The 19,791-nt window shown below is 71.5% G+C and carries 22 protein-coding genes; 16 read left to right on the forward strand and 6 right to left on the reverse strand.

Annotated elements, in window-relative coordinates; translation table 11 throughout:
* Positions 1 to 399: 399 nt before the first annotated feature.
* From sp36 to HGBR_RS07610, 3 genes are read left to right on the forward strand one after another with little or no spacing between them, the layout of a single operon-like run.
* Positions 400 to 561, forward strand: coding sequence for a Sp36 family protein (gene sp36 / locus HGBR_RS20365; RefSeq protein ID WP_019158737.1), 162 nt, complete (start codon positions 400 to 402; stop codon positions 559 to 561).
* 11 nt (positions 562 to 572) lie between these two features.
* Entirely contained in the window at positions 573 to 1,043 is a 471-nt protein-coding gene (locus HGBR_RS07605) for a RidA family protein (protein WP_019158738.1), read from the forward strand.
* A gap of 2 nt (positions 1,044 to 1,045) precedes the next feature.
* A complete protein-coding gene (locus HGBR_RS07610; RefSeq protein ID WP_019158739.1) occupies positions 1,046 to 1,846 on the forward strand; it encodes an MBL fold metallo-hydrolase in 801 nt (266 codons plus the stop codon).
* Between the two features lie 137 nt (positions 1,847 to 1,983).
* Here HGBR_RS07610 and HGBR_RS07615 read toward each other — a convergent pair whose 3' ends face one another.
* A complete protein-coding gene (locus HGBR_RS07615; protein ID WP_245533290.1) occupies positions 1,984 to 2,727 on the reverse strand; it encodes a GH25 family lysozyme in 744 nt (247 codons plus the stop codon).
* A gap of 96 nt (positions 2,728 to 2,823) precedes the next feature.
* Positions 2,824 to 3,501, reverse strand: coding sequence for a Crp/Fnr family transcriptional regulator (locus tag HGBR_RS07620; RefSeq protein ID WP_019158741.1), 678 nt, complete (start codon positions 3,499 to 3,501; stop codon positions 2,824 to 2,826).
* Between the two features lie 149 nt (positions 3,502 to 3,650).
* Here HGBR_RS07620 and nth point away from each other — a divergent pair, with 149 nt between their 5' ends.
* Entirely contained in the window at positions 3,651 to 4,415 is a 765-nt protein-coding gene (gene nth / locus HGBR_RS07625) for an endonuclease III (protein WP_019158742.1), read from the forward strand.
* Complete coding sequence (locus tag HGBR_RS07630) at positions 4,412 to 5,152, forward strand: NUDIX hydrolase (RefSeq protein WP_019158743.1); 741 nt, start codon at positions 4,412 to 4,414, stop codon at positions 5,150 to 5,152. The genes nth and HGBR_RS07630 overlap by 4 nt, the downstream gene beginning before the upstream one ends.
* A 170-nt stretch (positions 5,153 to 5,322) precedes the next feature.
* Here HGBR_RS07630 and HGBR_RS07635 read toward each other — a convergent pair whose 3' ends face one another.
* Positions 5,323 to 5,730 (reverse strand): phage holin family protein, encoded by a 408-nt coding sequence (locus HGBR_RS07635; RefSeq protein ID WP_019158744.1) that lies wholly within the window; start codon positions 5,728 to 5,730, stop codon positions 5,323 to 5,325.
* A 97-nt stretch (positions 5,731 to 5,827) separates the two neighbouring features.
* Positions 5,828 to 7,759: an acetate--CoA ligase gene (acs, locus tag HGBR_RS07640; protein ID WP_019158745.1), complete on the reverse strand. Its 1,932-nt coding sequence runs from the start codon at positions 7,757 to 7,759 to the stop codon at positions 5,828 to 5,830.
* Between the two features lie 306 nt (positions 7,760 to 8,065).
* Here acs and HGBR_RS18825 point away from each other — a divergent pair, with 306 nt between their 5' ends.
* From HGBR_RS18825 to HGBR_RS17050, 9 genes are all read left to right on the forward strand, one after another.
* Positions 8,066 to 10,600, forward strand: coding sequence for a YIP1 family protein (locus tag HGBR_RS18825; protein ID WP_019158746.1), 2,535 nt, complete (start codon positions 8,066 to 8,068; stop codon positions 10,598 to 10,600).
* A gap of 209 nt (positions 10,601 to 10,809) precedes the next feature.
* Complete coding sequence (gene ssd, locus HGBR_RS07650) at positions 10,810 to 11,892, forward strand: septum site-determining protein Ssd (protein ID WP_051013364.1); 1,083 nt, start codon at positions 10,810 to 10,812, stop codon at positions 11,890 to 11,892.
* Positions 11,889 to 13,091, forward strand: coding sequence for a TadA family conjugal transfer-associated ATPase (locus tag HGBR_RS07655; protein WP_019158748.1), 1,203 nt, complete (start codon positions 11,889 to 11,891; stop codon positions 13,089 to 13,091). The genes ssd and HGBR_RS07655 overlap by 4 nt, the downstream gene beginning before the upstream one ends.
* A 10-nt stretch (positions 13,092 to 13,101) precedes the next feature.
* Positions 13,102 to 13,920, forward strand: coding sequence for a type II secretion system F family protein (locus tag HGBR_RS17035; RefSeq protein ID WP_019158749.1), 819 nt, complete (start codon positions 13,102 to 13,104; stop codon positions 13,918 to 13,920).
* 266 nt (positions 13,921 to 14,186) lie between these two features.
* Entirely contained in the window at positions 14,187 to 14,663 is a 477-nt protein-coding gene (locus HGBR_RS20195) for a type II secretion system F family protein (RefSeq protein WP_019158750.1), read from the forward strand.
* A 210-nt stretch (positions 14,664 to 14,873) separates the two neighbouring features.
* Positions 14,874 to 15,188 carry a hypothetical protein gene (locus HGBR_RS07670; RefSeq protein WP_147522362.1) on the forward strand — a complete coding sequence of 105 codons (315 nt, stop codon included), beginning with the start codon at positions 14,874 to 14,876 and terminating at the stop codon, positions 15,186 to 15,188.
* Between the two features lie 266 nt (positions 15,189 to 15,454).
* Positions 15,455 to 15,733, forward strand: a complete 279-nt coding sequence (locus HGBR_RS17045; RefSeq protein ID WP_245533291.1) for a DUF4244 domain-containing protein — start codon at positions 15,455 to 15,457, stop codon at positions 15,731 to 15,733.
* Between the two features lies 1 nt (position 15,734).
* Entirely contained in the window at positions 15,735 to 16,124 is a 390-nt protein-coding gene (locus HGBR_RS07680) for a TadE family type IV pilus minor pilin (protein ID WP_019158753.1), read from the forward strand.
* A 59-nt stretch (positions 16,125 to 16,183) separates the two neighbouring features.
* The gene (locus HGBR_RS17050; RefSeq protein WP_261795147.1) at positions 16,184 to 16,570 is read left to right on the forward strand and encodes an Rv3654c family TadE-like protein; all 387 of its coding nucleotides are present in this window, start codon (positions 16,184 to 16,186) and stop codon (positions 16,568 to 16,570) included.
* Between the two features lie 19 nt (positions 16,571 to 16,589).
* Here the strand turns inward: HGBR_RS17050 and HGBR_RS07690 are convergent, their stop codons facing one another.
* Together HGBR_RS07690 and HGBR_RS07695 are read right to left on the reverse strand one after the other, a co-directional pair.
* The gene (locus HGBR_RS07690) at positions 16,590 to 17,348 is read right to left on the reverse strand and encodes a hypothetical protein (RefSeq protein WP_147522364.1); all 759 of its coding nucleotides are present in this window, start codon (positions 17,346 to 17,348) and stop codon (positions 16,590 to 16,592) included.
* A complete protein-coding gene (locus HGBR_RS07695) occupies positions 17,311 to 17,682 on the reverse strand; it encodes a hypothetical protein (protein WP_019158756.1) in 372 nt (123 codons plus the stop codon). The genes HGBR_RS07690 and HGBR_RS07695 overlap by 38 nt, the downstream gene beginning before the upstream one ends.
* A gap of 513 nt (positions 17,683 to 18,195) precedes the next feature.
* On the opposite strand from HGBR_RS07695, the gene HGBR_RS17055 reads away from it, so the two are divergent.
* Together HGBR_RS17055 and HGBR_RS20200 are read left to right on the forward strand one after the other, a co-directional pair.
* Positions 18,196 to 18,468 carry a hypothetical protein gene (locus HGBR_RS17055; RefSeq protein ID WP_019158757.1) on the forward strand — a complete coding sequence of 91 codons (273 nt, stop codon included), beginning with the start codon at positions 18,196 to 18,198 and terminating at the stop codon, positions 18,466 to 18,468.
* Positions 18,469 to 18,590: 122 nt separating this feature from the next.
* Positions 18,591 to 19,791: hypothetical protein (locus HGBR_RS20200; protein ID WP_040364758.1), on the forward strand; the 1,201-nt coding region annotated here is incomplete at its 3' end.

Genomic DNA, 19,791 nt, shown 5'->3' on the forward strand with positions numbered 1-19,791 from the left:
CGACTCAACCCGGGATAGTCCCAGGCGAAGGCGGACGAGGCCGTCAAGGAGACCGACGGTAACACCGGCTTCTCGCGTCCCGGCGGCAGCGCCGGTGGCTCGCAGGGCAGCGACCGCTCCGGCGGCGGCTCGACCGGCGGTGGCGGCGGCGGAGGCGGCGCCAACCGCGGCGGAGGCGGCGGTGGCGGCAACAACGGCGGTGGCGGCGGCGATGACGGCGGCGGCGAGGCCGGCCTCGGTGGCAACTGACCACCGCGCACACTGAACGGTCAGCGGGACCCCTGGGAGCATCTCCCGGGGGTCTCGTCGTCCGTGCTCCCGATGCGGCGAGGGCGTGCGACCGCCTAGCATGGGGTGTGTCGCGGGGCACTGCCCGCACCACCGACGAAGGAGCACCTCATGACGAAGTGGGAGTACGTGACCGTCCCCCTCATCACCCATGCGACGAAGCAGATCCTGGACCAGTGGGGAGCGGAGGGCTATGAACTCGTGCAGGTCATCCCCGGGCCCGAGGGCAGCACGAACCTCGTCGCCTACATGAAGCGCCCGCTCGAGGGCTGAGGAGGACTCCCATGAGCCGCATCGAAGACGCCCTGTCCCAGCGCGGGCTGAGTCTGCCGCCCGTTGCCACCCCCGCCGGTGCCTACGTCCCCGCCCTGCAGGTGGGCGACCAGGTGCTGACCTCCGGTCAGCTGCCGCTGGTCGACGGGAAGCTGCCGCTCACCGGCCCCGTGGGCGACGCCGTCACGCCGGAGCAGGCGTACGACCTGGCCGCCACGTGCGTCCTCAACGCGCTGGCCGCGGTCAAGAGCGTGATCGGGGATCTGGACCGCATCGAGCGCGTCGTGAAGGTGACGGGCTTCGTCCACTCGGCCTCCGACTTCACGGGGCAGCCCGGTGTCGTCAACGGCGCGTCCGAGCTGCTGGGCGAGCTGTTCGGCGAGGCCGGCCAGCACGTGCGCTCCGCGGTGGGCGTCAACACCCTGCCGCTGGGCACCCCGGTCGAGCTGGAGCTCACTGTGCAGGTCCGATCGGAGGCCTGAGCGTGACCGATGACGCGCAGCGGAAGGCGCTCGCGGACGACGGTGTGGAACTGGTGCTGGCGGACAACCCGTCGCCCATGACCCTGGACGGGACGAACAGCTACCTGCTGCGGTCTCAGGACGGTGAGTCGGCGCTGCTGCTGGATCCCGGCCCGATGCTGACGGACCACCGAGACGCGCTGCTGCGCGCTCTGGGGTCCGCGCAGCTGGCGACGATCGTCCTGACCCACCGCCACGCGGACCACTCGGGCTTGCTGGAAAACGTGGGGGAGTGGGCGCCGGGCGTGCCCGTCCACGCCGTCGATCCCGCGTTCGCGGTGGACACGGATCCGCTGGTCGACGGGCAGACGATCCCCTTCGGGAAGGATGACCGGGACGCGGTGCGGATCGTGACGACGCCCGGACACACGGACGATTCCGTGTCCGTCCTCCACGGCGACCGGCTGTTCTCCGGCGACACCGTCCTGGGGCGCGGCACCACCATGGTGTCGTTCCCGGACGGGTCACTGGGGGACTACCTGGACAGCCTCGAGCGCCTCATCGCGCTGGAGGCTGCCGGTTCGATCCGCACCCTGGCTCCCGCTCACGGTGAGCAGCGCGACGACGTCGCCGCGGTCCTGGCGCACTACCGCTCGCACCGGCAGGAGCGCATCGCGCAGGTGCAGGAGGTGCTGGCCTCCGGGAAGTCGACCGCGGAAGAGGTCGCGGACGTCGTGTACGCGGACGTCCCCGCTGCTGTCCGCCCGGCCGCCCTCAGCATCGTCCGGGCGCAGCTGGCGTACATCGAGACGCTGGGAGACTGAGCCGGCGAGCTCCAGTCCCGCACGAACGCGTCGGAACAGCACGAACGCCGAGGCCGTGGTCACCGATCAGGTGACCACGGCCTCGGCGGTGGTGCGGGTCCCGGCCCGTGGCCGGGAGGGGCGAACCCCACCGGGCCTCAGTCGTCGAGTCGGAACACGTCCAGGTCGACACCGCCGTCGATCCCGTCGACACGGGCCACGTAGTGGATCTGCCAGACGGTCCAGGCATCGTCGCGCGGGCGGATGAAGAAGTGCGTGACCCACTGGGGGTTGCTCGCCAGCTCTCCCAGGTCGTACTCGGAGCGGAAGTCGCCGCGGGCGTACACGAGGAGGGGCCGGCCCCAGGCCTCCTCGACGGCCTGCCGGAAGTCCTCGAGCTCCTGGCTCACGACTGACCGAGGCGGCCGCTCCTCGCACGCCCCGATGAGCTCGAGGTCGATCGCCGGTGGCAGCGCCTCATCGTCCGGGGGAGCTGCCGCGAGGAAGTTCTCCGCCTGCTGGGCCCCCGGCGAGCAGAGGGTGAAGAAGTGGTAGGCGCCGCGCAGCACTCCCGCCTCCGCGGACCGCGTCCAGTTCTCCTGGAACCGAGGGTCCTCGTAGTCGTTGCCCTCCGTCGCCTTGATCATCGCGGCACCGATGCCGTCGTCGGCGACAGCCGCCCAGTCGATCTCCCCCTGGTGGTTCGAGACGTCGATCCCGTGCACTTCGCCGGTCTCGAGCGACGGGCGGGCGTGGGGCACCCAGAGGAACCACCAGGCCGCAGCGGCCAGCAGGACGAGGACGAGCGCGGCGCCGACGATTGTGACGAGCCGCCGTCGCGGCCGCATGTGCCTGCGCTGGGAGCCTGCGCCAGACTGCGGTGACGGCTGGGGAGTGGCCATGTCGGTACCGTAGCGGAAGCACCGAGGCCGTGGTCACCGAACAGGTGACCACGGCCTCGGCGGTGGTGCGGGTTCCGGCCTGCGGCCGGGGATGGATCAGGCGGAGCGGTGGCGGAGGCGGTCGACGTCCAGGAGGACGACGGCGCGTGCCTCGAGCCGCAGCCAGCCGCGCTGCGCGAAGTCCGCGAGCGCCTTGTTGACCGTCTCGCGGGAGGCGCCCACCAGCTGGGCCAGCTCCTCCTGCGTGAGGTCGTGGGCGACGTGCACGCCGTCCTGCGTGGGCTGACCGAAGCGGTCGGCCAGGTCCAGCAGGGCCTTCGCGACACGACCGGGCACGTCCTGGAAGACGAGGTCGCCCACCGTGTCGTTCGTGCGGCGCAGGCGGATCGCCAGGGCGCGCAGCAGGTTCATGGCCGCCTTGGGGCGGTCCTCGAGCCACGCGGTGAGGTCCTCGTGGCGCAGGCTCAGCAACTCCGTCTGCGACACGGCGGTGACGGTCGACGACCGCGGGCCCGGATCGAAGAGGGTCAGCTCGCCGATGATCTCGCTGGGACCCACGACGGACAGCAGGTTCTCGCGGCCGTCGGAGGACTCGCGGCCCACCTTCAGCTTGCCGGTCGCGACGATGTAGAGCTCGTCGCCCGCGTCGCCCTCGCGGAACAGCACGGTGCCCCGTCGGACGCTGCGCGGCTTCATGAACTTGAGCAGCGCGCTGGTCGCTTCGTCGTCGAGCCCGGCGAAGAGCGCGGCTCTGCGTACGACTTCGATGTCCACTTGGTTCCTCCTGGTCGTTTCACGTCTGCGAACCAATCTACCGTGCGGGCGTGCTCCTGCCCACACACCGCGGGCGGGGATTCGCGGGCGAGGGTGAGCCGGGGCTGTGCAGACGGCAGTGCCGCGAGCACTGGCGATAGGATGGACGGGTGCTGTCAGTCGCAGAGAAGAGCCGACGGCGCTTCCTCGAGGAGACTTCGCTGGGGCGCACGCGCCGGGCCCGGAAGATCCACCGCATCCTCGCGGACACGTACCCGACGGCGCACGCGGAGCTGGACCACCGGAACGCGTACGAGCTGCTGGTCGCGACCGTGCTGTCCGCCCAGACGACGGACATCCGGGTCAACGGCGTCACGCCCGCCCTGTTCGCGGCGTATCCGGACGCGGCGGCGCTGGCGTCAGCGCAGCGCGAGGCCGTCGAGGAGATCATCCGGCCCACCGGCTTCTACCGTGCGAAGGCGAAGAGCATCGTGGGGCTGGCCCAGGAGCTGGTCACGCGGTTCGACGGGGAGGTGCCGGGGAACCTCACGGACCTCGTGACCCTGCCGGGCGTAGGGCGGAAGACCGCGAACGTGGTGCTGGGCAACGTCTTCGACGTCCCCGGCCTCACGATCGACACCCACTTCGCCCGCTTGGCCCGCCGCTTCCTGTGGACCGAATCGACGGACGCGGACCGGATCGAGCGCGACGTCCAGGAGCTGTTCCCGCGGAAGGACTGGACGATGCTGTCTCACCGCGTCATCTGGCACGGGCGCCGCATCTGCCACGCGCGCAGACCCGCCTGCGGCGCGTGCCCGATCAGCGCACTGTGCCCGTCGTACGGCGAGGGCGAGCTGGATCCGGAGCAGGCGCGCGGGCTGCTGCGGTTCGAGCTGGCGGACCAGGACCCGGCGGCCGGGAAGGAGTCCCGATGACGAGCGCAGACTGTGCGAGGACGCGTGAGGGCGCCGTGGGTCTAGGTCGCGACGACGACGCGATCCGGGAGGATCTCGCGGGGCTGCTTCACGCACCTGCGCCGGGGGAGTGGCTGCGCCGCGCGGATGCGCCCGCAGGCATGAACGTCCGCGATGCGGCGGTGCTCATGCTGTTCGGTCGCGGGCAGGAACCGCGGACCCCGGCGGGCAGGGCGGAGATGGACCGGCTGTCGCAGCTGGGCATCGCAGACATCGACATCGTGCTGCTGCAGCGCGCGGCGACTCTGCGCCATCACGCGGGTCAGCCGGCGTTCCCCGGCGGCGCCCGCGATGAGACGGACACCTCGAGCGCCTTCACCGCCCTGCGGGAGGCGGAGGAGGAGACGGGACTGGACCCGGCCGGCGTCGACGTCATCGGGACGCTGCCGCCGCTCTTCGTCCCGCACAGTCGTTTCGACGTCACCCCGGTGCTGGCGTGGTGGCAGGAGCCCACACAGGTGGCGGCCGTCGATCGTGCGGAGTCCGCGCTGGTGGCGCGGGTCGCGATCGCGGACCTCGTCGCCCCGGACAACCGCGGCGTGTTCGCCCCGCGCGACCGCCCCTTCGAGACCCCCGTCTTCGATGTGGGCGTCATGCGCCCGTGGGGCTTCACCGCGGGCCTCCTGGAGTGGGCCCTGGACCAACTGGGCTGGGCGCGCGACTGGGACCGCACCCGTCGCATCCACATCGACTTCTGAGACACAGCCGCGAGCGCGAGAACGTCGACTCCGAGATCGAGCGCTCTGCGAACTCCCTGCGTCCGTACCTGCCCCGAACAGACGAAGACCCCGGCGGATTGCCGAGGTCTTCGTCTGTGGGCCGCTCACGCAGTCAGTCGGCCGCTCACGCGGCGGAGGTGTTCAGCAGCTCAGTAGCGCGGGCCGCCCGGGTTGGACACGGCGCGCTTGATCGCCTGGAACGCGGACTTGCCGGACTCGATCGCGCTGGTGGGCGTGGGGTTGCCCTTCTTGAGCAGCGGCAGCGCGATCGCCACGAGGATCAGCGCGATGAGCACGAGCGCCCCGAAGACGACGAGGAAGCTGAGCCACCACGCCCAGCCCGCACCCTCGTGCAGGGCGGCGGCGGCGGTGAAGAGGACCATGAAGGACGAGAGGAAGAGGAGGAACACCGCGCCCAGCGCGAGTCCCACCCCGATGCCCAGGTTCTTCGCACCGGCGACGGCCTCGGACTTCGCGAGTGCCGCCTCCTCCTGCGCGAGGGCCTGCGCATCCGCGCTGATGTCCTTGACCAGCTTGGAGATGGACCGTTCCGACATGAGGCTCCTTCAATCGTCGCGACGTCGTCTGCGTTCAGCTGATTCCAACCTTAATGCCTGCGGCGGGGCGGAAGCACCTGTCCGCCCCGCGCGGCGCTCAGGAACCTGTCACCTGACGATGGATGACCTCCATGACGGACTGGTCCGCCAGCGTCGACGCATCTCCGATGCCCTTGTCCTCCGCCAGATCCTTGAGCAGGCGACGGACGATCTTGCCCGAGCGGGTCTTGGGCAGCTCATCGACGATGAACACCCGCTTGGGCTTCGCGATCGCGCCGATGTCCGCACCCACATGCGCCCGCAGGGTCTGCTCCATGTCCTCGGACTGCTGGGCGCCCGCGCGCAGGATCACGAAGGCGTACACGGCCTGGCCGGACGTCTCGTCGGCAGCGCCCACGACCGCGGCCTCGGCGACGGCGTCGTGCGCGACCAGCGACGACTCGATCTCCGTCGTCGACAGGCGGTGGCCGGACACGTTCATGACGTCGTCCACGCGACCCAGGAACCAGATGTCGCCGTCCTGGTCGTAGCGGGCGCCGTCACCGGCGAAGTAGACGCCGTCGAAGCGGGACCAGTAGGTCTCCTTGAAGCGCTCCGGGTCGCCGTACACGCCGCGCAGCATGGAAGGCCACGGCTCGTCGATGACGAGGAGGCCCGGCTCGTCCGGACCCAGCTCCCTGCCCTCGTCGTCGACGACCTTGACGGAGATGCCCGGAATGGGTCGCTGGGAGGAGCCCGGCTTCGTCCCCAAGACACCCGGCATGGGTGCGATCATGTGCGCGCCGGTCTCCGTCTGCCACCACGTGTCGACGACCGGGCAGGTATCCCCGCCGATGACCCGGCGGTACCAGGTCCAGGCCTCCGGGTTGATGGGCTCGCCCACGCTGCCCAGCAGGCGCAGGGAGGAGAGGTCGTACTGCGCGGGGATGTCGTCGCCCCACTTCATGCACGTGCGGATCGCGGTGGGTGCGGTGTAGAGGATCGTCACGCCGTACTTCTCGACGACCTGCCACCAGCGGCCCTGGTCCGGGGTGTCCGGGGTGCCCTCGTAGATGACCTGCGTGGCACCGGAGGCCAGCGGACCGTAGACGATGTAGCTGTGGCCGGTCACCCAGCCCACATCGGCCGTGCACCAGAAGACGTCCGTCTCCGGCTTGAGGTCGAACGTCGCGCGCATCGAGAACGCCGCCTGCGTGAGGTAGCCGCCGGAGGTGTGGAGGATGCCCTTGGGCTTCCCCGTCGTGCCGGACGTGTAGAGGATGAAGAGGGGGTTCTCCGCCTCGAACGCCTGTGGCTGGTGCTCCTCGGACTGGCTGTCGACCAGGTCCGACCACCACGTGTCGCGGCCCTCGGTCCAGTCGACGTCCTCACCGGTGCGCTTGACGACGACGACGTGCTCGACGGGGGTGTCCCCGGCGGACAGGGCCGTGTCGACGGCCGGCTTGAGGCTCGAGGGCTTGCCCCTGCGGAAGCCGCCGTCGGCGGTGATGACGACCCGGGCCTCGGCGTCCTGGATGCGGGACCGCAGCGCGTCGGAGGAGAACCCGCCGAAGACGACTGAATGGGGTGCGCCCAGGCGGGCGCACGCCAGCATCGCGATGACGGTCTCCGGGATCATGGGCATGTAGATCGCGACGCGGTCGCCCTGGGTGACGCCCAGCGAGGCCAGCGCGTTGGCGGCCTTCTTGACCTCCGTCGTCAGCTGCGAGTAAGTGAGGGTGCGGGTGTCGCCGGGCTCTCCCTCGAAGTGGATCGCGACGCGGTCACCCAGGCCGGCCGTCACGTGGCGGTCCAGGCAGTTGGCGGCCACATTCAGCTTCCCGTCGGCAAACCAGCGGGCGAACGGCGGGTTCGACCAGTCGAGGGTCTCCGTGAAGGGGACCTCCCAGTCGAGCAGCTCGCGGGATCTGTCCGCCCAGAAGCCCACGCGGTCCGCGGCGGCGGCGTCGAAGTCCGCGGTCGTGATGTTCGCCTGCGCGGCGAACTCCTCTGAGGGCGGGTATGTCGTCGAAGTCGTTCCGTCGGTCATTCGTTCGTCCTTCCCAGCTTCGTCGATGGTCGAGTCGCGACAGTCGTCGTCGGTGTCCGTGTTGAGCCTATACCTGGCCGGTTCCGCGCGCAGAGCGGTCGGTTGCACAGGGGTTGCAGGCGACGACGCACCGGGAGCCGGGTGCGGTCCGTGCGGGGTCCGTGTGCGCCGCGGGCGGGCGGGAGCGATATGGCCTTCGCGGGCGCGGAGCTTGGGGATCGACGGGGGTGCAGTGCAATGATGGGAGCGGAAGCACCCGCGAACGTGCCGATTCCGTGCTGTGCGCGGAGGTCGGAAGGAGACGAGATGAGCACGCCCCATCAGCCCCCGCAGGGGCCGGGACACCAGGAATGGCCGTCCAGCGGCGGTCCCGCCGCGCCGTACGGCTCCGCTCCCGGCCAGGGTGCGGCGCCCGCGTACGGCCAGGGTGCGGCGCCCGCGTACGGCCAGCAGCAGGGACAGCAGGCGCAGCAGGCCTACGGTTCGCAGCCGCAGGGGTACGCTGCCCAGCCGCAGGCCGCGCAGTACGGCCAGCAGGGGCAGCCGTACGGCCAGCCGACGTACGGTTCGCAGCCGCAGCAGGCGTACGGGTCCCAGCCGCAGGCGGCCGGGTACCAGGGGCAGCCGCAGGGTGCATACGGCTCCGCACCGCAGGGCTACCATCAGCCGGGCCAGCCGCAGGCGTACGGCTCGCAGCCCCAGCAGGGCTTCGCGCAGGCGCAGGGCCAGCAGCCAGGACCGGCGGCGCCCAAGCGTCCGGGTGCAGTGCTGGGGCCGCTGAGCATCCGCGACCTGGGTCTGCTGATCGCCGGCGTGATCGCGTTCATCAGCCTGCTCATCCCGTTCTACCGCGTCCCGTTCGCCACCAACTACCTCGAGACGGTCGTCTTCACCTGGTCGTTCTGGGGCATGGGCATGGTGGTCCTGGGCGCGCTGACGCTCATCGTCGCAGCACTCCTCACCGTGCTGCACAAGACGGTCCCCGCTTTCCCCGGGCGGGTCGGATCCTTCACGATCGCGCAGGTGACGACGGTGCTCGCATCGGTGTCCTTCGCGGTCAACTTCATCAACATCGTCACGACGGCGCCGTTCCTCCACGTGGGCGGGTACTTCCTGCTGCTGGCCTCGCTCATCGCGTTCTTCGTGGGCGTCTTCACGTCCATCCCGTTCCTGGCCGCTGAGTACACCTCGCTGCCGGAGGAGCCCACGAGCCACCCGAAGGCACGCAGCGCCGCGGTGGCGTCCCCGTCGCAGGCCTCGCACGCGCAGGCGTTCCCGGGTGGTGCTGCCGGCGCTGGTGCGGCCGGCGGAGCGGCTGTGGGTGCGGCCGCCGGTGCATCGGCGGGCCAGGAATACGGCTCGCAGGGGCAGGCCTACGGTTCGCAGGGTCAGGCGTACGGCGCTCCCGCGGAGCAGTACGGCTCCCAGGGACAGGTGTACGGGTCGCAGGGCCAGGCCTACGGCGCTCCCGCGGAGCAGTACGGATCGCAGGGCCAGACGTACGGCGCTCAGGAGCAGCAGTACGCTGCGCCCGGTGAGCAGTTCGGTTCGCCGGGTGCGCAGGACCAGGCTTACGGCTCGCAGGGCCAGCAGGCCGCAGAGCCCGAGGCATCGGCGCAGTCGATCGCGCAGACCGATCAGGGTGCCGCTCAGGCGCAGGCCCTGAGCGGTGACGCGCAGGCACCATCCCCGTACACGGACGCGGATCCGGACGAGACCGCCCGGTTCTCCCCGGTGCAGGACGACACCGCCGAGGCCGAGCAGAGCACCGCCGACGGCCAGGCCTACCTGGGCCGCGAGTCCGCCGATGCGCCCGCCTACGCGCAGTCGGAGCCCACGCAGACCTTCGCTGCCGGCGCCTTCGGTGGCGCCGCCGCGGGTGGTGCAGTCGCCGGCGGAGCCTTCGCCAGCGGTGCGTTCGGCACTCCGGACACGGAGCCCCAGTCCGACGACCAGCCGGTCGACGAGGTCGGGTCTGCGGACGACCGGACACCGGAGTCGCACGACCTGGGTTCACACGAACCGGTGTCGCACGGCTCCGAGTCGCACGACTCGGACGGCGGCGCGGTCTCCGACGCGGCGATCTCCCCCGAGGCCGGGTTCGGTTCCGAGGCCGTCTCCGGGCTCGAGGCCGCGGACAGCGGCACGACCGGCTCCGACCCATACGCACCCGTTGAGGGGTACGAGTCCAGCGAGGTCCTCGGCGCGTCCGAGTCCGTCGAGACGCCCACGACCGGCACGGACGAGTCCGGCCAGCCGTACGGTGCGGCCGCCCCCGCGGCGACCGGCCCCTACGTCACCGAGGACACCGTGGGCGCGGAGCCCACGGTCGACACGGGCGCGACCACGGCAGTGGACCAGTCCCTCGCCGCCGGGCAGGACACGGGCCAGCCGCACACGGAGCAGGCCGGCAGCGCACACCTGCGCGGCGACGAGCAGGGTGAGTCGGAGAACGAGCCCACCCAGTGGTTCCGCATGGGCGATCACGGCACGGCGGACGAGGACTCCGCATCCCCGGCTCCCGCTGCGGGTGCCGCATCTGCTGCCGGTGCCGCCCCCGCGGCCGGTGAGTCGACTGCGGAGGAGCCTGCGGCCTCGGGCTACGACGCGAACCAGGGGGAGCCCACCCAGGCGTTCAACCCGGTCGCCTCGAAGATGTTCTGGTTCGCGGTCCCGGAGCCCCGCCCCGCGGTGGACCCGGTGACGGGTCAGGAGCTCTTCACCGTCACGCCCAACCAGTGGTTCCTGGCGCTCGAGGACCACGGGTCGTTCTTCAAGGTCCGGGACGACTCCGGCCAGGAGGGCTACCTCAACAACGTGGACCGGATCGTCCGCGGCTGACACACAGCAGGGCATCCACCCCGCACCCGCTCGGCACCGCGCCGGGCGGGTGCGGTCGTTCCACGGGCTCGTGAGGTCACGGGCACGTGAGGTCACGGGCTCGTGGGGCCACGGGCACTTGAGGTCACAGGCCGGGCGATCCGGCCTCGGCTGTCCACAGGTGGGAGCAGGCGGTGTCGTCCGGGACCGGTCTGCCGCACAGTGTCCCCATGACCAGCGTCCCCCTGCCCCGGTCCGCGCCGACCCGGACCGCACCCTCCCGGATCGCCCTGCTCACGCAGCTGCCCAGCCTCGTCGATCAGTGCTCGGCGCTGGCGGACGGGATCGGGATCGCGCTGTCCGTCGCCGCCCCCACGACGGGCGGCTGGCAGGACGCCGCACTGGTGCTGCTGGGCGAGGACGTGGCGGAGCCGCCCCGCGGAATCACCGCCCCCACCGTCCTCATCGCCGTAGACGGCGCGACCTCGGCCGCCCGGACATCGACGGATGCCTATGCGGCCGCGGCCCGGCTGGGCGCGGACCAGGTCGCGATCCTCCCGGCCGCGGCGGAATGGCTGGTCCAACGGATGATCGCGGCCGTCGAACCACCGGTCGCCCCGGCCACGACGGCGGGCATCGTCCCCGGCTGCGGCGGTGCCGGCGCCACCGTGCTGGCCGCCGCCCTGGCGCTCGAGGCCCAGCGCGCGGGCCTGCCGACCGTCCTCGTCGACGCGGACCCCCTGGGCGGCGGCGTCGACCTGGTCCTGGGCGCCGAGGCCGCCCCCGGCCTCCGCTGGCCCGCCCTCGCCGCGTCGAAGGGCAGCCTGCGCCCGTCGATGCTCGTCGAGTCGCTGCCCCGGGTCGAGGGCCTCGCACTCCTGTCGTGGGACCGCACTGACGCGCACGACCCGCCGCCGCACGTGCTCGACTCCGTCCTGAGCGCCGCGCAGCAGGCCTTCGACTTCGTCGTCGTCGACCTGCCCCGGCACGCGACGGGCCCTGCGGTGCGCGCCTGCCACCACGTCCAGATCGTCATCCCCGCCCGCGTCCGCGCCGCCGTGGGTGCCGCCCGCGTGGCCGGTCGGCTCCGCTCCGCCCACCACACCGTGGGCGCCGTCGTGCGTCAGGACGACCGCGCCGGCCTGCCCGCCCAGCAGGTCGCCGAGGCGGTGGGCCTGCCGCTCACCGCGTCCCTGCGCACGGACCGAGGCCTCTCCGCCCGCGTGGACCGCGGCGAGTCCCTGCCCGCGCGCCGCTCCTCCCTCGCCTCGACCGCGTCCTCCCTCATCGATCTGTGGTTCCCCGACCGATGAGCTCACCCGCCACGCCCGCCACCGTCGACCCGGCCGATGCCGCCTGGATCGACCCCGCCCTCGTCGCCCAGATCCGCAGCGACCTCCTCGATCATCCCGGCCCCCTCACCGAGGCCGCGGTCGCCGCCGCTGTCCGTCGCTCCGGCCGTGTGCTGGGCTCCGCCGCACTGCCGGAGCTCGTCGCCCGGCTCACCGCCCAGCTGTCCGGTGCCGGTCCGCTCCAGCCCCTGCTGGACCGTCCGGGGGTGACGGATGTCTTCGTGAACGGGCCGCGCGACGTGTGGGCGGACTTCGGCGACGGCCTGGTCCCGGTGCCCCTGAGCCTGGGTGCCGAGTCGGATGTCCGCGCGCTCGCGGTCCGGCTGGCGGCCTCGGGCGGGCGCCGGTTGGACGACTCCTCGCCGCTGGTCGATGTGCGCCTGCCGGACGGCATCCGCGTGAACGCGGTCATCCCGCCGCTGTCCGGCGAGGTGACGGTGCTGAGCTTCCGCATCCCCCGCCCGCTGGCCTTCGGCCTCGAGGACCTGGTGCGCGACGGGTTCGTCCCGGCCCCGCTCGTCACCCTCATCGCCGAGGCCGTCTCCCGTCGCGCGAACCTCCTCATCTCCGGGGGTACGGGCTCCGGCAAGACCGTGCTGCTGGGCGCGATACTGTCCGCCGCCCCCGAGCGCCACCGCCTTCTCATCGTCGAGGACTCCCGCGAGCTGGCCGTCGCCCACCCGCACGTCGTGCAGCTGTCCGCCCGGCAGGCGAACGTCGAGGGTGTGGGCGAGGTGCAGCTCACGACCCTCGTGCGGAACGCGCTGCGGATGCGCCCGGACCGGCTGGTCGTGGGCGAGGTGCGCGGTGCGGAGGTCCGCGACATGCTCACGGCCCTCAACACCGGCCACGAGGGCGGGTGCGCCACGATCCACGCGAACACGTGCGCGGCCGTGCCTGCCCGCCTCGAGGCGCTGGGGGCGCTCGCGGGCATGAGTGCCGCGGCCGTCCACGCGCAGACCGCCACCGCGATCGACCTGCTGCTGCACATCCGCCGCGATGCCGCCGGTCCCGGCCGGCGGGGGATCGCCGAGGTCGCGGTCCCCGTGCTCGTCGACGACCGGGTCCGCACGCAGCCGGTCTGGGATCGGGACGCGGGCTTCCACCCGGACGGCGTGGCCGCCCTGCAGCGCACCTTCGCAGCGAAGGCGCCGTCGTGAGGGGCGCACCATGATCGGCATCCTGCTGGCCGGAGCGGCCGCCATCGCAGGCTTCCTCCTGCTAACCGGCAGCCCCGCGCGCAGACGACTGCGCGAGTTGGTGGGCGCCGGTGCGCAGGCCGATCGGCACGGTCGGGCCAGTGGCGGTGACCAGACCAGAAGCGGCGGAGGGCTGGGTGACCGGGCACGGGTGGGTGGCCGGGCACGGCTGGGTGACGGCGCGCGGCCAGGTGCGGCGGCCTCGGGGGCGGGTCCGGCGTCGGGTCCGGCCTCGGCAGACCAGGCGGACGCCGACCCGCACCGCGCCATCGCCGTCATCGACCGAGCCGCCGCGCTGCTGCGGATCGGCCTGCCGCCCGCGACCGTGACGATCCAGCTGGCCGAGGTGAGCGACCCCGATCTGGCGGCCGTGCTGACCCGCGTGTCGCGGTCGATGAACCTGGGCGATGCCCCGGACGTCGCGTTCGCGCGGCACGCGGGCGCGCTGCCGGGACCGCTCGAGCAGGTGCTGACCGGCATGGGGTCCGTGTGGGCGGTCGCGGAGTCCGCAGGTGCCCCCGCGGCGGACGTGCTGGAGCGCTACGCACGGTCCCGACGCGAGATCGCCGAGGCCGAACGCGAGCGCGCCGTCGCCCTCGCCGGCCCGCAGGCCACCGTCACCGTCCTCACGTGGCTGCCCGCGGCAGGGCTGGGGCTGGCACTGCTCATCGGCGCGGATCCGCTGGCGCTGCTGGGCTCGCCCGTGGGGCTCGTGTCGATCGGGTCGGGGGTCGTCCTCCTTGCGCTCGGCAGGCTGTGGATGCGGCGGATGCTGGAGGGCGCCCGGTGATCGTCGTGCTCCTCATCGTCGGCTGCGTGGTCGCGGGCGTCGCGCTGCTGAGTCGGGCGCCGCAGCGGGGTCGGCTCGCGCGGCTTGCGGGGACGAGTGGTGGGGGAGACGCGGGGCGGGGCAGCGCAGGTGGGCACGGCCTCGGCAGTGGCAGCGCCGGTGGGCGTGACCTCGGCACGAAGGACGGTAGGCCTGGTGCAGTCACGGGTGGCAGCTCTCGTAGTGGGGCAGGCAAGATCGAGTCCGGTGCGGCGGGAACCTCGGCCGTGGACGACCTCGCATTCGACCTGGATCTCGTTGCGGTGTGCCTGCAGGCGGGCCTGCCGGTCGGACGGGCGCTCGAGCACGCGACGCGAGCCGCAGGCGACAGGTCCGGGTTGGGCCAGATCGCCCGAGCGGCACGGTGGGGACTCGACGACCTCCGGTGGGAGGAGACCACGGGAGGTGCGGCGGGTGATGGCGTCGCAGGTGAGAGTCCTGCGGCACGAGCTCTGGCCTCGGTGGTGGCGGTCATTCGGTTCTCCGCGCGGACGGGAGTCGCGCTGGCACCGCTGCTGCAGTCGCACGCGGACGAGCTGCGGCGCGGCGAGCACCGCAGACGACAGATCGCAGCTGCGCGGCTGGGCGTCATGCTCGTGCTGCCGCTGGGCGTGTGCGTGCTGCCGGCGTTCGTCCTGCTGGGCGTCGTCCCGGTGCTCCTGACACTGGTGAGCGGTCTGGGGCCCGCGTTCGGGGGAGTCTGAGGGCGGGGGATTCTGGCGTCGGGGGCGCTAGACGTCGGGGACTCTGACTCAGAGCCCTTCACATGAGGGACGTGATATCCGGGGTCGTCGACTTCTGGAGATTCTGAGTGCGGAACACGCGGAGCGACTGGACTGGATCGATACTGTGGTGCCGGTGGGGCGGTCGGTTCCACTGCGGACCTGTCCGGACTTGTGGAGGAGACGCACACGATGGCACGAACGATCACGATGTACGACCGGTACGGGCAGGAAACCCCGGCCGAGGCATCGCTCGAGGGATTCATGGAGCTCTACGACTCGGTCGCGCAGGTGGGCCGCGATGAGGACTGGCGCGATGTCTTCATGACGGATTCCGATGAGTGGAACCTCAACGTCAACCCGGATGCCATCACCTTCGAGAACGTCGAGGAGGGTGGCGAGTTCGAGTCGTCGCAGGCGCCTGATCGCGAGACGGTCCGCGTGCTTGCAGACCTGTTCCTCCGCGGTGACCTCGACGCGATCCGCGAGCGACTCAGCCCGGCTTGAGAACCAGACTCATCTTGACCTGACAGCCGAGCTCGACGCGGCCTGTGGCGCACTGATGCGTCACAGGCCGTTCGTGTGCATGGGAGAGGTGCGCACGCGTGGAGGTGGAATCCGTCCGTGGTGTCCACAGCCCTTCCACGTCCCAATCGCAGCCCGCTGATCGGGTCCACTCTCGTGGCACGGCAAACCACTCGGTTGCCGTGCCCGGCGGGAGGTCCCCGCGGGGCGGAGGCGGGGGAGTCCCCCCGCAGCGGAAGGGGATGACCATGACGATGGTGACGGGAACGGACCTGCTGGCGCCGGACCAGGATCCGGACGGGGACGGACGAGATGAGGCGGCGGTCGCTGAGCTCGCGGTCGTGAAGCCGGCGAACGTGCGGGAGTGCCTGGCCGATGACACCGGTGCAACGACGGCGGAGTACGCGATCACGACCCTGGCGGCCTGCGGGTTCGCGGCACTCCTCGTGATCGTGCTGAAGTCCGATCCGCTCAAGGAGATGATCACGGGGGTCATCACGGGAGCGCTGGGTCTGGGCGGAGCCTGACATGGCACCGCGCGCCGGCACTCGCGGTGGTCGGGGTGTTCTGCGGTCTCGTGCGCGGAGAGCGGACGAGGGCGCGGCCGCCGCCGAGTTCGCGATGGTGATGCCCGCTCTTGTGCTCATCATCGGGATCGTCGTGGGCGCCGGCGCGATCGGTGCGACCCAGCTGCGGGCGATGGACGCCGCCCGAGCCGCGGCACGGGAGATCGCCCGCGGTGAGGTGCAGACGGAGGTCATCGCCCAGGCGAGGAAGACGGCCGGAGATGCGGCCCGCGTCACGATCGAGGACGACGACGGGTACGCGGAGGTGACCGTCGAGGTGCCGCTACCGGACAGCCTGGCACCCGTCCTCGAATCCGTCACCGCGAGCGCGACCGCGAGGAGGGAGGGGTGAGGCGGCGGTTCGCCCGTGTGCGTCGTCCGGTCGCAGCGGTGCGTCAGCGGCTCGGACCGATGCGAGGTGAGGGCCTGCGGGCGGTTGTGCGAGCAGGTCGCCGGGATGCGGGATCGAGCACCGTGCCGGCCGTGGGGATCGCAGCGGTGGCGGTCGCGCTCGCCGTCATGGTCGGCACGATCGCGCAGGGGATGAGCGCCCGGATCCGCGCCGACACAGCGGCGGACCTGGCTGCGCTGGCCGTCGTCCAGGCGGCCGGGACGGACGCGTGCGACGTCGCGGACGAGGTCGCTCAGCGCAACGGCGCGACGGTGACGGAGTGCATCAGTCGCCCGGACCTGGGTCGCTCGACCGTCACGGTGGAGGTGCCGTTGGGCGTGTCCATCGCGGGAGTGGGCGATGACCTCTCCGTGAAGGGGACCGCAGTCGCGGGCCGGGCGGAGTGAGCGCGGTGCGCCTGTGCGGTCACCATCCTCCGTCGTCGACGTCTGGTTCGAACACCACCTCACCGTCGACGATCGCAGCCGTGCTTCCCACGACGAGGGTCTGCTCCTCCTCGAACCGCTCCCTGTCGCCGGAGAAGTCCTCGTGCGTGCCGGTCACGGTCGCCTCGCCCGGGGTGCTCGTGACCTCGTACCAGGCGGCCGCGTCCTCCGGGGTGCCGTAGTAGCCGTACTCTTCCGGAGTCTGGACACTCACCATCGGGTACGCGTCGATCGACCAGGAGACCGACTCCGCATCGTCGATGTACCAGAGACCCGACCCGCCGAAGGGGCAGCCCGTGGGCTCCAGCTCGGACGACGCGGCGCATTCGTCGACATGTGCGCGGACCTGCACCTCGACGGCGCTCTGGAAGGTGTCTGAAGCGGATGCCTGCAGGGTGGCGGTGTCACCGTACTCCCCGTCGGCACCTGCGAAGAAGACGCGGGCCGGCACATCGTCAGCGGAGACGAAATCGGACTCCTCCGCCAGGCCCACCGTGTAGAGGGCCGGGAAGGCCGGAAGGTCGACGGCTCCGTCCGCGGTGGGCACCGCGACACCGTTGACGCGGACGGCGTCGAGGACTGGTGTGGCGACGGTCAGATGGGACATCGGGGGTGTCTGCAGACGCCAGTCGTCGAAGAAGAGCGCGGTCCGGCCCGCCTTCCGCAGGGAGAGGGTCAGGGTCTCCTTGCTGCCGCCCAGGTCATAGCTCACGTCCACGGTCGCGCTGTCTGATTCCACGGTGGACCCGTCGACGGAGACATCGGCGGGCAGCGGCCTGCGCGGCGCTCAGGACCTCATTCGTCAGCAGTGTGGGCTGCTCGGCCGGGACGTCCACATCCGCCAGTTCCAGTGCGGCCTGGGCGTCTCCGTCGGACAGTGCGGAGAAGTACTCCTGCGCGACCCCCTCCGGACCGAAGACACGACTGTTGACATGTGTCATGACGAGAATGCCGCCCACGATCGCGACGACCAGTGCGTCGGCGATACCGGCGATGAACGTCGCACGACGGCGGTCGAACGGCTGCGCGGGCGTCTGCGGGCCTGCACCGGCTGCCGGGGGAGGCCCCCGCACCGCTGGCCGGCTGCTGCGGAGGGAACGACCCGCCGGGGGATGCAACGTGCCCGTCGTAGGGGCCAGGGGCCGACGCGGGGGATGGGGGCGCCGCGAAAGGCTGCGGTGGCGCGTGCGCCTCCGGCGGAGCGGGTGGCTGCGTCGCCATGTCCCGGGCCACATCCGGGTGGACGAGCGCTCCGCGCGGTTCGGGCATCTGCAATGTGTGCCCCCAGTACGGGTGGATCGCGCGTCCGATGAGGACCTTCGCGAGGCCGGGAACTGTCATGACGAGGCGCGGACCGAGCGCCACCGGCACCGTCGGGGGCTGGCAGTGACCAGCCGGAGGACGACGGCGGAGACGGCGGGGCGTTCGGTGGGCCGGATTCGGGGTCGCAGGGGACTGACGGGGCGTCCTCACTGCCGGAGGATCCGACCGAGGCGCTCACACAACTGGCGGAGACCGACGAGCGTGAGATCGTCGCCCAGGTCGAGGGGGCGTGGGTCGCACAGATCAGCTCGAAGCGGACTGGAATGGAGATCGATGGGCAGGTGTGGTCCAACGAGGACATCCTGGCCGACCATCAGGCGCTGCGGGAGGAGTACCCGGACGCCCGACTGCTGTGGTCCGGCAGCTTCGGCAGCTTCGAGGACGGGAACTTCGGGATCACCGTCATCGCGGACGGGTACTCCGACCCGGAGGACGCCCTCGACTGGTGCAGATCCAGCGGGCTGGGCGCCGACGACTGCTGCGCGAAGAAGATCACGAGCGGTAGCGACCACGAGGGGACGACGCGGCTGCAGTGAGCGCGGTGTGGGCCAGATGTCCAGAAAATAGGACTTGCGTGACCCCTTGTTCCCATCTATAATAGAACTGCATTCGAACGCGGGACCCGACAACGACGTCAGGGAAAGGGGGCGCGGACCCCATGACCACCACAACCAACCACACGGCTAGTGCGGCGGATGCGTGCGCCCGCTCCCTCGACGACCTCGTCGCGATCGACCCCATCACGAGCCTGGAAGACCTCCGCCGTGTCACGGAACACGGTCATCCCGTCCTCCACGACGTCACCCTCCCCGACTGGACCCAGCTGTTGACCGGCACGGGTCTCGCAACCGTGCAGGGTGAGTCCGGTGCCGACCGGATGGGCCGCTACACCACCCACACACTCGCCCTCGACCGGTTGCGGGCCCTCGAGCTCGTCCACCTCGCCACCACCGTGCTGGCCCTCGCGTTCACCTCCCCGGACTCCCGCGACAGGCTCGACGCGCTCTTCCCCGATGACGCCGATAACACGGCAGGAGCCAGTGCCAGCGAGGAAGCAGGAGCGACGGGCCCCCTGGATTCGTCGCACGACGCGGACCCCTCCTCGTTCTGCAACCACGCCGAGTACATCCTCACCACCAGTGACGAAGCCGCTATCGCAGCACGCGCGAACGCCAGGACCGGGCTGACCCGCAAACACATCGGCCACGCCCTGACCGCATACATCGGCATGCCGCTCCTCCTGCGGGCCGTGGTGGAGGGGCGTCTGCGGTTCAACCGGTGGGACAGCCTCATCCGGAAGTTCGCCTGGCTGCCCCTGGGCCACCTGCGCGCCCTGGACGTGTTCCTCACGACCCTGGACGAGCGGATCAGCCTGCACCAGTTCATGCGCAAAGCCAGCCAGTTCATCGCGGAACTCGATGTGAAACCCCTCCTCGCCGCCCGCGCCAACCGGGGCCGTCGCGCCTGGGTCGAAGACCTCCCCGGCGGGCAGAGCATCCTGTGTGCCAAAGGCCCCACCGCGCTCGTCCACGCCCACTTCAACGAGGCACAGGCCCTGTCGCGGGCTCTGGTGAAGAACCAGGTCAAACTCCTCGACATCACCCACCCACAAGCAGCACCCGTGGAGTCCGCGGACACCGCTGACGGCAGGGGCGCCACTGCTGGCGTTGACGGGACCACTGGGGCTGCCATTGGCGCCGACTCGGCGCCCGGTTCTGCCGCGACCGCAGCCAGCGGGGACGCCACCCCGGAGTCGGTTGAGTTGCCGCCGCTGACGCACCTGTCCGTCGATGACGAGCGGATGATCCAGCAGCTGACGTTCGACACCCTCATCAAAGCTCGTCCCCGCACCCACACCG

Origin of the sequence: Brevibacterium senegalense (assembly GCF_000285835.1) — a bacterium.
In the GTDB taxonomy this organism is placed as follows: Bacteria; Actinomycetota; Actinomycetes; order Actinomycetales; family Brevibacteriaceae; genus Brevibacterium; species Brevibacterium senegalense.